Origin of the sequence: Arthrobacter subterraneus, from assembly GCF_900099735.1 — a bacterium.
GTDB classification, from domain to species: domain Bacteria; phylum Actinomycetota; class Actinomycetes; order Actinomycetales; family Micrococcaceae; genus Arthrobacter_D; species Arthrobacter_D subterraneus.
Genome location: NZ_FNDT01000002.1, coordinates 183,447 through 197,379, shown reverse-complemented (window position 1 = coordinate 197,379; position 13,933 = coordinate 183,447). Strand labels below are relative to the sequence as shown.

Genomic DNA, 13,933 nt, shown 5'->3' with positions numbered 1-13,933 from the left:
GGTCAAACTACTCCTGCTGCTCCGGGCCCAGCCATGCGGTTGCCACTGTCCGGCGTGCCGACTCAAGGCTGGACGGATGGAAAGCCCCCGCCGCTACATCCCGGGACAACCGGCTGACCTCGCTGTCATTGAAATAGCCGCGGCCCCCCGACACCGACGCTGCGGCATCCACAAGCTCCCTGGCCGCGCCGGTGGCATGGATCTTCAGCGACACGAGTTTGGCGAACCACCTGTCCCCGTGATCGACGCCGTCGTCAAGCTCTGCGGCCACCACCCTGATATGCGCGTCGAGCGACTCCCAGCTCATCGCCGCATCAGCTACGGCAGCCCGCACCCCCGGGCGGGACGCCACCGGGACACCGTCCATACCGGCGCTCCGCTCCAGCGGTGCAAGGACCGCAAGTTCGAGGGCACGATCAGCTATGCCCGCGTAGACAGCACTGATGAGGGTCTCGAACGCAGCGAAGACGGCGAACACAAACGGATCCCTGTTCGGGCCCACCGGGAGGTGGCGGAAAATCCATTCAGACGGAATGACGACGCCGTTCAGGCGCGTGGTGTGTGACTGCGTCGCACGCATTCCCACAGTGTCCCAGTCCTCGACGGTCTCGATCCCCGCAGAGCCCCGGGTGATAAAACCCTGAACCAGCTGTTCGCTCCCCGCACCGGTGCTCTTGCCCAGGACTCCGAGGCGGGTCCATACCGGCGAGAGACTGGTGAAGATTTTGGTGCCGGTAAATCTATAACTGCCGTCCGGCTGATGTTCGGCGACCGTCCTGGCGTCGAACAGTACGGCTTCATTGCCGGGCTCGGACAGTCCGAATGCGAAGACCTCCCCGGCAGAGGCCTCGGTGAGAACGGTGCGCAGCGAACTGTCTCCGCCCTGTTCGAGCAGCCTCGCCACCGCTGTCCAGACAAGGTGCATATTGATGGCCAGCGCAGTCGCAGGCGCTGCCGCAGCGAGTCTTCGCTGGCAGGCGACCGCCTGCGCCATGCCGGCGGCAGCACCGCCGTCGTCCCCGCCGCAGAAGAGCCGGAGGTAGCCCCGTGCGGCAAGCTCCTCGAAATCCTCCCGGCAGAATTCATTGCGCGCGTCATAGCCGGCGGCGCGCGAACGAAACCGGTCAAGAAGCTCTACGGGAAGAATCTCCTCGGGGGTGGCCCGCATCAGCTGCCCGTAAGCAGCCGGTTGAGGACGCGTGAACCGAACCGGAGGGAGTCTGTCGGCACCCGTTCGTCCACCCCGTGGAACATTCCGGTGAAGTCCAGGTCATCGGGCAGACGCAGCGGAGCGAAGCCGTAACCGGTGATGCCGAGCCTGCTCAGCGACTTGTTGTCGGTTCCACCGGAGAGGGTGTACGGGAGGACCTTCGCTCCCGGATCTTCCGCAAGCAGGGAGTCCACCATCATGTCCACCAGGTTGCCGGCAAACGGTACTTCCAGCGAGACATCCTTGTGGGCGTAGCTCACGTCCACCGAATCCCCCGCGAGCGACTTGATGGTCGCGAGGACTGCTTCCTCCTGCCCGGGGAGTGTGCGGACGTCAATGAGCGCCTCGGCGCTGCCGGGAATGACGTTGTGCTTGTAGCCGCCTTTCAGGACGGTGGGGTTGGAGGTGTTCTGCAGGGTGGCGCCGACGAAGCGGGCTACGGTGCCGAGCTCCTTCAGAAGGATCTCCGGATTGTCGGCGTCGAACTCGACTCCGGTGAGCTCGGTGACGCCGTCCAGGAACTGGCGCATGGTGGGGGTCAGCTCAACCGGCCACTGGTGTTCGCCGATCCGCGCCACCGCCCGCGCGAGTTGGGTGACTGCGTTGTCCGTATTGATCTGCGAGCCGTGCCCGGCCCGCCCGTGGGCCACCAGGCGGAGCCACGAGATGCCCTTCTCCGCGGTCTGCAGGAGATAGGTGCGCTGGCCGCCGATGGTGGCGGAGAAACCACCCACTTCAGAGATAGCCTCCGTAGCGCCGTCGAACAGCTCAGGCTTGTTGTCGACCAGCCACGAGGCTCCGTAATTGCCGCCGGCTTCCTCATCGGCGAAGAAGGCGAAGATGAGGTCGCGTCTGGGCTGGATTCCTTCGCGCTGCATCGACCGGAGGACGGAAAGGATCATGGCGTCCATGTCCTTCATGTCCACCGCCCCCCTGCCCCAGATCAGCCCGTCCCGTTCCTCCGCGCTGAAAGGATCAACACTCCAGTCCTCCTTCTGCGCGGGAACCACATCGAGATGGCCGTGAACAACCAGCGCGGGAAGGCTTGAGTCGCTGCCGGCCATCCGGGTGATCACCGATGCGCGTCCAGGCGCCGATTCGAACAGTTGCGCCTCCAGCCCCACTTCCTCGATGAGGCCGGCAGCGTATTCTGCTGCCCTGCGTTCCCCGGGACCTTCATTGTCTCCGAAGTTCGAGGTGTCAATCCGGATCAGTTCGCGGCAGATCCGGACGACTTCATCTTCGGGGGCGACGCCCATTGCAGACCTCCATCGGTAGTGGGTTATGAGACCAGCCTACCGATGCGCCGCCCCGGCGTAATGACGGCGCTGTGATCTGCAGCACGATCAACGCCTTACGGGCCCTAGTTGCCTCAGGCCACGGTTAGTCTGGGTGGCGTCACTGCCGATTCGGCGCACACTTACCTCTCTGGGGAGCTCATGAAGACCATCAGGATCGCGGCCACCGCCGCTGTCGCCCTCGCTGTACTTACCGGTTGCGGTGAGTCCGGTACCACCGCCGCTGTGTCCCCGGACGCGGCACCGACCCCCGCCACCTCAACCGCACCGGCGCAGAACATTTCCGAACCTGCCGTCAACGACCTCATGTCGGAGCCCACCGCCGCCGGCGCCAAGGCATTTCTGCATCACGTCTTTGAACTGAAGTCCTACGCACAGCAGACCGGCGACGTCGAGGCCCTGCTCGCCGCCCTTGACGGAGCGGACGCAGCGGTGGCCGATGCGGAAGCGATCAGCCAAAGGTATGACGACGGCGGCTGGATCCTGGGCGGGCAGCCCAAGGTGAAGCAGATCCTGGTCACCACCCCTGCCGAGGAGATAGCCGAGGGAGTTGAGGTTGACGCCGTGATCCCGGTCAACCCCGATGCGTACACAGCGTTCAACGGCGAGGGTGAGGTGGAAGAAACCCGTCCCTTCGACCCGGCCGGCTCCATCTACTCAGCTACTGCCGTCTACTCCGACGGAGCCTGGAAGGCAACGTATCTCGAGGAGACCCCGGACGCGGAGCTCCCTGCCGCCGAGTAGTATCCCGTCGCTTTGGGTGCGCCCGCTCTCCAGTATCGGAAAGGGCGGGCGCACTGGTGTACCACCACCGCATGAGGGCACAAAAAAACCCCGGAAAACCGGGGTTTTGTTGTGCGCGGAGGGGGACTTGAACCCCCACCCTCAATAAGAGGACTAGCACCTCAAGCTAGCGCGTCTGCCATTCCGCCACCCGCGCAGGTGGTGTTTTCGAGGATCAAAACCTTCGAAAGCAGCGAGAAAAACTCTAACACGATCAGGGCCCAGGAGTTCAATCGAGGAGGTTCGCCTGGAGCTTTTCGGCGATGGCACGGATTCCGATGAATGTTTCCTCGAACGATGTGGACAGCGGAGACAGCCCGAGACGAAGGCCGTCTGGATTGCGGAAGTCCGGGATAACGCCGTCGTTCCAGAGGTCGGAGAGCATTGTGCGGAACTCAGGGTGGTCGATCGTCAGGTGACTGCCGCGCTGGTCGGGATCGCGGGGTGAGGCAATCGTCACCCCGTAGGAACCCATCAGTTCCTCGACCGTGTCGACGGCGAAGGAGGTGAGCCTGACCGACTTCGCCCGGACAGCGTCCATACCGGCGTCTTCGAGAACGTCGAGCATGTCCTGCAGGGCGAGCATCCCGAGGATCGGCGGTGTACCGGAAACCATGCGGCGGATCCCCTCCGCGGGCTGGTAGCCCGAGCCCATCCCAAATGGATCCGCACTTCCCAGCCAGCCCTGGATGGGCTGCGAAAGGTCGGTCTGGTGCCGCTGCGCGACATAGGCCCACGCTGGGGCCCCTGGGCCGCCGTTGAGGTATTTGTAGCTGCAGCCCACCGCGAAGTCGGCGCCGCACGCGTCCAGGTGCACCGGAACCGACCCGACCGAGTGGCTCAGGTCCCACACGATGAGTGCTCCGGCGTCATGCACCTGCCGCGTGATTGCCTCCATGTCCGCGATGTGAGCGGAACGGTAGGCGACATGGCTGAGGACGACGACGGCGGTGTCCCGGCTGAGCACGCGGCTCACCCCCTCCGGAGTAGGGCCGGCGTCGTGGTCGGCCTCCACCCAGCGCACCGACAGGCCGCGGTCGGCTGCAATGCCCTCGACGATAAACCGGTCAGTGGGGAAGTTGTCGCGTTCGATGACGATCTCGGAGCGTTCTGGCCGCAGCGCGAGCGCTGCCCGGATGACCTTGTAGAGGAGCACGCTCGTGGAATCGGCAACCACGCACTGCCCGGGGCCGGCGCCCAGGGTGATCCTGCCGATCCTGTCCCCCACCTGCTGCGGGAGCTGCAGCCAGTCCTCGTCCCAGCCGCGGATGAGCCGCCCACCCCACTGGTCCCGGACAAAAGCGGTCAGGCGCCCGATGGTTGCGCTGAGCGGGCGCCCAAGGGAGTTGCCGTCCAGGTAGGCCGTGATGGCGTCGTCGTCGTGCCCTTCGAACAGAAGCCGGTATGGTGCGAGCGGATCCTCGGCATCAAGACGGCGGGCAGCGGCGAGCCGGGAATCGTCATTCATGAGATCAGTGTAGGTGGGCACCACGCCGTTATTTTCACCCCGACGCACAGGCTGGCGGCCGTGCGACTATTCCGCGGCCATGGGACTATCCGAGGGCTTCGAGGCGTCCCACGAAATGGGCTCGACGGCGGCGTGGATCCCACGCGACCACCTCGGCTCCGTGCCACTTCGCCGAATCAGACCTGTCCACCTGGGCAGACAGCAGGATCTTCGACGGCAAGGGGACCGGGGTCCGGAACTCCACGGTCCATCGGAAACCGGCGTCCTCCCCCGGCCCGGCCTCGGCCACCATCCGCGACGCCAGATACATCCCGTGCGCAATCGGGCGCTTCATGCCAAGTAGCCGCGCGGAGGGGACACCCAGGTGAATGGGGTTGTAGTCGCCGGACACCGCCGCATAACGCCTGCCGGTGTCCGCGGACAGCGACCACTCCCCCGTGGGAAAGGCGGGCAGGCCCTCGTCCCGCCCGGGTTCGGCCGGTGTCGAGGGGGCCGATAGGGTGCTGGACGCCTGGATGCCCTTGGCCAGATAGGTTGACCTGCCCGTCCAGACAGGTACACCCGCGGCTTCCACCTCCACCACCACGTCCACCTGGGTGCCGCTCCGGTGCGGCCGCAGGTTCTCGACCCCCGCGACCACGCTCAGGCGGGCGTCCGTCGGGACGGGGCGGAGGTGCTGCACCTCGTTCCTAAGGTGGATCATCCCGAGCAGCGGCAAGGGAAAATCAGGCCGGGCGAGAACGCTCACAGCCACGGGAAACGCGACGATATGGAGATACCCGGACGGAAGGAACGCGGTCTGCGGACTGCGCATCAGGTGCTGGAACTCCCGGACCTTCTCCGGAACGGCAGTCACCCCGTCAAGCCGGTGGCGGTCAGTCGGCAACCGGAGGCTGCCGGCTTCCCGGCTGCGTCCGGGCTTCGCTGAGCGCGCCAGCGCAGCGGCGTACAGGGCGGTGAGCCGGGGCGGGGCGTGCAACAGCTGCTCCATCAGGCACCGACCAGGTTTTGGCCGCACACCCGCAGCACCTGACCGTTGACTCCGGCACTGCCCGCGGAGGCGAGGAAGGCGACCGCTTCAGCCACATCAACCGGCAGACCGCCCTGCTGGAGGCTGCTGAGCCGGCGCGCCACTTCCCGGGTAGCGAACGGGATCTTCGCGGTCATGTCGGTCTCGATGAATCCGGGAGCGACTGCGTTGATCGAACGCGCGGAGCCGCCGAGCGCATCCGCCGTGGCCCTGACCATTCCAATTACTCCGGCCTTCGAGGCGGCATAGTTGGTCTGCCCGCGGTTGCCTGCGATGCCGCTGGTGGAGGCGAGGCACACGATGCTCCCGGCACTGCTGAAGTCACCGGATGCAAGGAGTTCCTCGTTGATGCGCAGTTGGGACTCGAGATTCACAGCCAGGACCGAGTTCCACCGCGCCGGATCCATGTTGGCCAGCAGACGGTCGCGGGTGATGCCGGCATTGTGCACCATGATGTCGAGAGATCCGTAACGGGTTGCAGCATGCCGGAGAATACGCCCGGCGGCGTCAGGAGCCGTGACGTCCACCTGCAGCGCAGTGCCGCCGACGCCGTTGGCAACCGCAGCGAGCTGTTCTCCGGCGGCCGGCACGTCAACGGCGATGATGTGCGCGCCGTCCCGGTGTAGCACGCGGACAATTTCCGCGCCGATCCCGCGCGCGGCACCGGTGACCACTGCCGTACGTCCCGCGAGCGGAGCAGACCGGCGCCGTGCCTGCGTACCGGCAGAGGTGCCGATGGTGATGAACTGCCCGTCAACGTAGGCGCTCTTGCCCGAGAGCAGGAACTCCAGAGCCGCGCCCACACCGGACGCATCCGTCTGTACGTCATCCCCGAGGAGGATTCCATTGGCGGTCGCACCGCCCCGCAGTTCTTTGGCCAGACTCCGCAGGGCGCCGTCCACAGCATGCCGGGCCGCAGCTGTCTGCGGCGCCGTGGCACCGGCGGTGGGCCTCGAGATGGTGATGACGCGGCCCCCCGGCCGGAGCTGGCGCAGCACCGATCCAAGCTCGAGAAAAGCACCCGACAGCTGAGCCGGGTCCCTCAGCTCGTCGAGGATGACGACGGCTGCCCCGAACTTCTCCTTCGGCCGCAGATGCCGCCGGACGTCGAGGTTCCATTCGAGGAGGATCGACGCCACGGCCTGCGTTCCAGGCGAACTGCCCAGGACCAGAACGGGGCCCGGGACCAGCGGCTCGCCGGAAACGTACCGTCGGAGCGGAACGGGACGGGGAAGCCCTGCTGCTTTCGCAACCCTGTCCAACGGCTGTGCGTTGACGAGCTTGAGGTAGGTGTCAGCCATGATCAGCGCGCCTCCAGGATCGCGACGACGCCCTGCCCGCCGGCCGCGCAGACCGAGATAAGCCCGCGCCCCGACCCCTTTTCCGCCAGGGACTTCGCCAGCGATGCAACGATGCGCGCGCCGGTCGCCGCGAAGGGGTGCCCGGCCGCAAGGGATGAGCCGTTCACATTCAGCTTGCTGCGGTCCACCGTTCCGAGGGCACCCGGGAGTCCGAGCTGCTTACGGCAGAAATCATCGTCTTCCCAGGCAGCGAGGCTCGCCAGGACGGTCCCTGCGAAGGCCTCGTGGATCTCGAAGAAGTCGAAATCGTCAAAGGTCATGTTGTTCCGCTGCAGCAGGCGCGGCATGGCATAGACCGGCGCCATCAGCAGGCCTTCCTTGCCATGGACGAAGTCAACGGCCGCCGCTTCGGCATCCACCACATTGGCCAGCATGGGCAGGTTGTTCTCCCGGGCGTACTCTTCGGAGCCGAGCAGCACCACGGCTGCGCCGTCCGTCAGCGGCGTGGAGTTGCCGGCGGTCATGGTGGCTTCATCCGCCAGGTTGCGGCCGAATACCGGCTTCAGCGACCCCAGCTTCGACAGCGATGTGTCAGGCCGCAGGTTGCTGTCCCGCGATACTCCCCGGAAGGGCGTGACGAGGTCATCGAAGAAGCCTCGGTCATAAGCCTCCGCCATCCTGACGTGGCTTGCGAGGGACAACTCGTCCTGTGCCTGGCGCGTGATGTTCCAGCGGGCGGTGGTGATGGCCTGATGCTCCCCCATCGACAGGCCGGTACGCGGCTCCGCCGTGGAAGGCGCGTCCGGCGAAAGGTCAGCCGGGCGAAGCTTCCGGAGTGCTGCAAGCTTCTGGGAGGTTGTCCGCGCCCGTGAGAAGTCCAGCAGTACGCGCCGCAGACCCTCACTGACCGCCACCGGGGCGTCCGAAGCGGAATCAACTCCACCGGCAATTCCCGACTCGATCTGACCGAGCTTGATCTTGTTGGAGAGGCCGATCACCGTCTCGAGTCCGGTGGCGCAGGCCTGCTGCACATCGTAGGCCGGTGTGTCAGCTGCCAATGCCGATCCGAGCACGGCTTCACGGGTCAGATTGAAGTCGCGCGAGTGTTTCAGGACAGCACCGGCAGCGACTTCTCCAATCCGATCCCCCTGCAGTCCGAAGCGCGCGACGAGGCCGTCGAGGGCTGCGGTCAGCATGTCCTGGTTCGAGGAATAGGCGTACGACCCACCGGAACGGGCAAATGGGATGCGGTTACCACCGATGACGACGGCGGCACGCGGCTTCCCAACGGCGCCTGCGCCGCTTTCCGGGGTGGGGTTCTGCTCGCTGGGAAGTGAGTTCATTGCTGCTCCTTGGGTGGGGCGTACATGCGGGGTCGGGGCATGCGGTTGAAAATTCGGGAATCCGAGGGGCCTCACGACCAGGAGGACGTCAGGACTCGAGTGTTATCGATACCCAGCGTACCTGATACGCTGGGTATCGTGAATCAGCTTATTGCACCCGCCGGTGCCGGTGCCGTCGACGGGCGGTCCAGCAGGTGGTCAAAGCATCGCGAGGCCCGACGCGCAGCGCTCATCAGGACTGCCCGCAAGGCCGTGCACCGGATCGGACCGGGTGCCTCGATGGAGGAGATCGCCTCGGCCGCTGATACGTCCAAATCGGTGTTCTACCGGTATTTCGGGGACAAGGCCGGGTTGCAGCGCGCCATGGGCGATGAAGTGGTCAGCCGAATGCAGGAGCAGCTGATTGAGGCGGCCAGGAACGCCGCCACCCCCCGGGAAGGCCTGCGGGCCATGGTGTCGGCCTATCTTCAGATGGCTGAATCCTCACCGAACGTCTATGTGTTCGTGACGCAGCCGGCACCGGAGTCCGGCTCCGCGCTGGAGGGCTCTCCGACGCTGAGTTCCTTCTTCGACGCCATCTCCGCCATGCTGGCCAGCCCCATGGTCGATTACCTTGCGGAGCAGCCGGCGACGACGATTCCGCAGCCGCTCGCTCTGTGGCCACGCGCGGCAATCGGTATGGTCCGTGCCGCCGGCGAACAGTGGCTGTCCATACCCCCCGGGCCCCACCGACCCAGCGAAGCCGACCTTGCCGATTCCATCACCACCTGGCTCTTCGACGGCATTGTGGCGGCCGTGCCGCACGCTTCTGCTGTCCGTACCCCACGCCGTAACCCACCCTTGAAGGACGAATCATGACCCAGACCGCCACGCGTCCGGAATTCCCGGTTCCCGCGACGCTCCCCATCCACGACGACGACGCCGCTGTTGTCAATGTTGCGGCCCTCGGCGAGCAGTTGCTCGGCCGCTGGGCGGACTCCCGGCGAACCGCCCGCGCGCTCGCCGCCGACCCGGCCCTGCACAAGGTAGAGGGGGCCACCTCCGCAGAGCACCGCGCGCGCTGCCTCGACCAGCTTCACCTGCTCGTGCGGAACAAGGCTGTGCACCGTGCGTTCCCGAGCGGGCTGGGCGGATCGGACGATCACGGCGGGAATATCGCCGGCTTCGAGGAACTGGTGGTCGCTGATCCTTCCCTCCAGATCAAGGCAGGTGTCCAGTGGGGACTGTTCGGAGCAGCGGTTCTCCACCTGGGCACCGAGGAGCACCACAGCCGGTGGCTACCGGGCATCATGAACATGGACATCCCGGGCTGCTTTGCCATGACGGAGACGGGCCATGGGTCGGATGTATCGAGCATCGCCACCACCGCCACCTTCCAGCCGGAGACCAACGAGTTTGTCCTGCACACGCCGTTCCGTGCCGCCTGGAAGGACTACATCGGCAACGCAGCCATCGATGGGAAGGCAGCAGTTGTCTTCGCACAGTTGATCACGCGCGGGGTGAACCACGGCGTGCATGCGCTGTACGTGCCGCTGCGGGACGACGCAGGGAACTTCCTTGAGGGTATCGGAGGGGAGGACGACGGGCTTAAAGGCGGACTGAACGGCATCGACAACGGACGGCTGCACTTCACCCATGTGCGGGTACCCCGCGCTCACCTGCTCGACCGGTATGGAAGCGTCAGCGAGGACGGCACCTACACCTCCCCGATCGAATCGCCCGGCCGCCGGTTCTTCACGATGCTGGGCACTCTCGTCCAGGGCAGGGTTTCGCTCGACGGCGCCGCCGTGGCTGCCAGCAAACTGGCCCTCAAGACCGCCATCCAGTATTCGGTGGAGCGCCGTCAGTTCACCACAGGGTCGGAACTGTCCGAAGAGGTACTCCTCGACTACCAGCTCCACCAGCGCAGGCTCCTTCCCCGCCTTGCAACCACCTATGCCGCATCCTTCGCCCATGAGGAGCTGCTCACCAAGTTCGACGGCGTCTTCTCCGGTGAGCATGCCAGCGACGAGGACCGGCAGGACCTCGAGACTCTTGCCGCGGCGCTGAAGCCGCTGTCCACCTGGCACGCCCTCGACACTCTCCAGGAGTGTAGGGAAGCCAGCGGCGGTGCCGGTTTCCTCACCGAGAACAGGTATACGTCCCTGCGCGCTGACCTTGACGTCTACACCACCTTCGAGGGCGACAACAACGTCCTGCTGCAGCTGGTGGCCAAGCGGCTGCTCGCCGACTACGCCAAGGAGTTCCAGGGGGTTGATTTCGGTGTCCTCGCCCGCTTCGTCGCCACCCAGGCTGCAGACCGGACACTCCACAGGACCGGTCTTCGCCGGGTGCTCCAGACCGTCGTCGACACCGGGTCGGAGCGAAAGTCAGCGATTGCGCTGCGCGACGAGGGAACGCAGCACGAGCTTCTCTGCGGACGTGTGGACACCATGGTGGGCGAACTGGCCGCCGCTCTCCGGGGCGCGCGCAGGCTTCCCCCGGCGCAGGCAGCCGCCGTCTTCAACCAGCACCAGCAGGAACTCATCCAGGCGGCCCGCGCGCACGCCGAACTCCTGCAGTGGGAAGCGTTCACAGCGGCCCTTCCCCGAACCGGGGATCCGGGCACCCGGCAGGTGCTCACGTGGCTGCGCGACCTCTTCGGCTTGTGCCTCATCGAAGACAATCTCGGGTGGTATCTGATGAACGGCCGGCTCTCCGCCCAGCGCGCCCGGACGCTCGGCCCCTACATCAACCGGCTGCTGCTGAAGCTTCGCCCGCACGCCGTCGACCTGGTTGACGCGTTCGGCTACGGTCCCGACCACCTGCGCGCCGCCATCGCCACCGGCGCCGAGCGCAGGCGGCAGGACGAATCGCGGGAATATGCGCGGATCCTGCGGGCGAGCCCCGACGCGCCGCTGGACGAGAAGACCCTTATCGCCCGGAAGGCGGGCAGGAGCTAGAGAACCGAACGGTAGACATTCAGGGTGGACTCCGCGATCGAGTCCCACGAGAAGTGCTCCTCGGCCCGGGTACGCCCGCGTTTTCCCATGGAGCGGGCGCGCTCTGGGTCGGCGACCAGGGCGTTGACGGCCTCCGCGAAATCGTTCACAAATCCCTCCGGATCCAGCGGCGTGCCCGTACCGTCCTGCACCTGTTCCAAAGGAACGAGGGTGCCGGTCACACCGTCCTCGACCACTTCGGGGATTCCGCCGGTTGCGCTTGCGACGACGGCCGCCCCGCACGCCATGGCCTCAAGGTTCACAATGCCCAGCGGCTCGTAGATGGAGGGGCACGCGAAGACCGTGGCGGTACTGAGAATCTGGATCAGCTCGTGCCGCGGGAGCATCCGTTCGATGAGGATCACTGATCCGCGCCGGGCTTCAAGGTCATCGATCAGCCGCGCGGTTTCAGCCGCGAGTTCCGGCGTGTCAGCGGCGCCCAGGCAAAGCACCAGCTGGACGTCCGACGGGATCTTCGCCGCAGCGCGCAGCAGGTACGGGACGCCCTTCTGACGCGTGTTGCGGCCGACGAATACGACGCTGGGACGGTCCGGGTCGATTCCCAGTGCGCGGACGGCGTCGTCATTGCGGTCCGGGGCCCACGCTTCGGTGTCGACACCGTTGTGGACCACCTGGACCCGTGCAGGATCAACATCCGGATAGCAGCGCAGAATATCCTGGCGCATTCCGTCCGATACGGCGATGACAGCCGCTGCCGCCTCGTAGGCCGTTTTCTCGACCCAGGACGACAGCGCATAGCCGCCGCCGAGCTGCTCGGCCTTCCAGGGGCGAAGCGGCTCCAGGCTGTGCGCGCTGAGGACGTGCGGGATGCCGTGCAGGAGGGAGGCGAGATGGCCGGCCATGTTGGCGTACCAGGTGTGCGAGTGCACCAGATCGGCGCCGGCGATGCCCTGCAGTATGGACAGATCCGTACCCAGGGTCTGGACCGCCGCGTTGGCATCGGCAAGGTTCTGGGGTACGCCATAGGTGCTCACCCGGGCGCCATGGTAGTCAGCCTCCCGCGGCGCACCGAAGCAGTGGACGCCCAGATCGACACGCCCGGCAAGCACGCGGGCCAGTTCCGCGACGTGAACACCTGCGCCCCCATAGATCTCCGGCGGGAACTCTTTTGTCACAATGTCTATTCGCACGTTTCCAACGTAGTGCAGGCGGGGCCAGTCCTCTAGTGTGAGTCGAACGAGGTCATACTCAAGGACGAGCGGAAGGGGATGAACCGTGGCAGTCAAAAAAGTGCTCGCGGTGGTACTGGCAGGCGGCGAAGGAAAGCGGCTCATGCCGCTCACAGCGGACCGGGCGAAACCCGCGGTCCCGTTCGCAGGAAGCTACCGCCTGATCGACTTCGCCCTGTCCAATGTGGTGAACTCCGGCTATCTGCAGATCGTGGTGCTCACCCAGTACAAATCCCACAGCCTGGACCGCCACATCTCCGAGACCTGGCGGATGTCCACCCAGCTTCAGCAGTACATCGCCTCAGTCCCGGCCCAGCAGCGCCGCGGCAAGAGCTGGTTCCTGGGCAGCGCCAACGCCATCTACCAGTCCCTCAACCTGATTCATGATGCCCATCCGGACATCGTGGTGGTCGTAGGGGCCGATCACGTGTACCGCATGGATTTCGAACAGATGGTGCAGGAGCACATCAGGAGCGGCGCGTCGGTGAGTGTCGCTGCGGTGCGCCAGCCGCTGCACCTTGCCGACCAGTTCGGCGTCATCGAGGTGGACCAGGCAAACCCGGGGCGCATCTCGGCATTCGTCGAGAAGCCGTCAACCACGCCCGGGCTGCCCGATGACCCGGACAGCTTCCTGGCGTCGATGGGCAATTACGTGTTCAACACCGACGCGCTCATTGAGGCGCTTGAGATCGACGCGGCACGGCTGAACACCAAACACGATATGGGCGGGGACATCATCCCGCACTTCGTGGAGCGCGGAGATGCGGCCGTCTACGACTTCACCACCAATGAAATCCCCGGATCCACCGAGCGGGACAGCCAGTACTGGCGCGACGTCGGCACCCTGGATTCCTATTACGACGCCAACATGGACCTCATCACGCCGCTGCCGCTGTTCAACCTGTACAACCTCGAATGGCCCATTTATACCCGGCAGAGCATTTCCCCGCCCGCCAAGTTCGTACGCAGCGCCACCGGCGTCTCGGGCGTCGCCCATGACTCGATCGTGTCCAACGGCGTCGTCATTTCGGGCGGCGCGGTGCAGGGGTCCGTCCTCGCTACGGATGTCTTCGTTGACGAGGGCGCGGACGTGTCCGGATCCGTCCTGCTCGATCATGTGACCATCGGTGCGGGGGCGGTGGTCCGCAAGGCGATCATCGACAAGAACGTCCACATCCCGCCGGGAGCGAAGATCGGCGTCGACCGGGAGATGGACCTCAGCCGGGGCTTCACGGTGACGGACTCCGGACTCACCATCCTCAGCAAGGGCCAGATCGTCCAGGAGTAGCGGGTTTCCACCCGCGGGGCAGCCGCCGGATAGGCGGCTGC

At 65.8% G+C, this 13,933-nt stretch carries 11 protein-coding genes and 1 tRNA gene; 4 read left to right on the top strand and 8 right to left on the bottom strand.

Annotated elements, in window-relative coordinates:
• Positions 1-7: 7 nt before the first annotated feature.
• Entirely contained in the window at positions 8-1,168 is a 1,161-nt protein-coding gene (locus BLS52_RS04155; RefSeq protein WP_090584640.1) for an acyl-CoA dehydrogenase family protein, read from the bottom strand.
• Positions 1,168-2,469 carry a M20/M25/M40 family metallo-hydrolase gene (locus BLS52_RS04150; protein WP_026543598.1) on the bottom strand — a complete coding sequence of 434 codons (1,302 nt, stop codon included), beginning with the start codon at positions 2,467-2,469 and terminating at the stop codon, positions 1,168-1,170. Before BLS52_RS04150 ends, BLS52_RS04155 begins: the two co-directional genes overlap by 1 nt.
• Before the next feature lie 180 nt (positions 2,470-2,649).
• On the opposite strand from BLS52_RS04150, the gene BLS52_RS04145 reads away from it, so the two are divergent.
• Complete coding sequence (locus BLS52_RS04145; RefSeq protein WP_026543599.1) at positions 2,650-3,252, top strand: DUF6318 family protein; 603 nt, start codon at positions 2,650-2,652, stop codon at positions 3,250-3,252.
• A gap of 112 nt (positions 3,253-3,364) precedes the next feature.
• On the opposite strand, the gene BLS52_RS04140 is transcribed toward BLS52_RS04145, so the two are convergent.
• The 5 genes from BLS52_RS04140 to BLS52_RS04120 all read right to left on the bottom strand — a co-directional run bounded on the left by BLS52_RS04140 (position 3,365) and on the right by BLS52_RS04120 (position 8,433).
• Positions 3,365-3,448 (bottom strand) — tRNA-Leu (locus BLS52_RS04140).
• A 72-nt stretch (positions 3,449-3,520) separates the two neighbouring features.
• On the bottom strand, positions 3,521-4,759 hold the full coding sequence (locus tag BLS52_RS04135; RefSeq protein ID WP_090584847.1) for a kynureninase: 1,239 nt from the start codon (positions 4,757-4,759) through the stop codon (positions 3,521-3,523).
• An 85-nt stretch (positions 4,760-4,844) separates the two neighbouring features.
• Positions 4,845-5,750, bottom strand: coding sequence for a MaoC family dehydratase (locus BLS52_RS04130; RefSeq protein WP_090584639.1), 906 nt, complete (start codon positions 5,748-5,750; stop codon positions 4,845-4,847).
• Positions 5,750-7,090, bottom strand: coding sequence for a 3-oxoacyl-ACP reductase (locus BLS52_RS04125; RefSeq protein ID WP_090584637.1), 1,341 nt, complete (start codon positions 7,088-7,090; stop codon positions 5,750-5,752). The genes BLS52_RS04130 and BLS52_RS04125 overlap by 1 nt, the downstream gene beginning before the upstream one ends.
• 2 nt (positions 7,091-7,092) lie before the next feature.
• On the bottom strand, positions 7,093-8,433 hold the full coding sequence (locus BLS52_RS04120; RefSeq protein ID WP_090584635.1) for an acetyl-CoA C-acetyltransferase: 1,341 nt from the start codon (positions 8,431-8,433) through the stop codon (positions 7,093-7,095).
• A gap of 138 nt (positions 8,434-8,571) precedes the next feature.
• Between BLS52_RS04120 and BLS52_RS04115 the strand changes: the two genes are divergently transcribed.
• Both BLS52_RS04115 and BLS52_RS04110 read left to right on the top strand, forming a co-directional pair.
• Complete coding sequence (locus BLS52_RS04115; protein ID WP_173400887.1) at positions 8,572-9,291, top strand: TetR/AcrR family transcriptional regulator; 720 nt, start codon at positions 8,572-8,574, stop codon at positions 9,289-9,291.
• On the top strand, positions 9,288-11,375 hold the full coding sequence (locus BLS52_RS04110; protein ID WP_090584632.1) for an acyl-CoA dehydrogenase family protein: 2,088 nt from the start codon (positions 9,288-9,290) through the stop codon (positions 11,373-11,375). The genes BLS52_RS04115 and BLS52_RS04110 overlap by 4 nt, the downstream gene beginning before the upstream one ends.
• On the opposite strand, the gene glgA is transcribed toward BLS52_RS04110, so the two are convergent.
• A complete protein-coding gene (gene glgA, locus BLS52_RS04105) occupies positions 11,372-12,565 on the bottom strand; it encodes a glycogen synthase (protein WP_090584630.1) in 1,194 nt (397 codons plus the stop codon). The two genes, BLS52_RS04110 and glgA, sit on opposite strands and share 4 nt — an antisense overlap.
• Before the next feature lie 85 nt (positions 12,566-12,650).
• Here glgA and glgC point away from each other — a divergent pair, with 85 nt between their 5' ends.
• Positions 12,651-13,892 carry a glucose-1-phosphate adenylyltransferase gene (gene glgC / locus BLS52_RS04100; RefSeq protein WP_035777360.1) on the top strand — a complete coding sequence of 414 codons (1,242 nt, stop codon included), beginning with the start codon at positions 12,651-12,653 and terminating at the stop codon, positions 13,890-13,892.
• Positions 13,893-13,933: the final 41 nt, after the last annotated feature.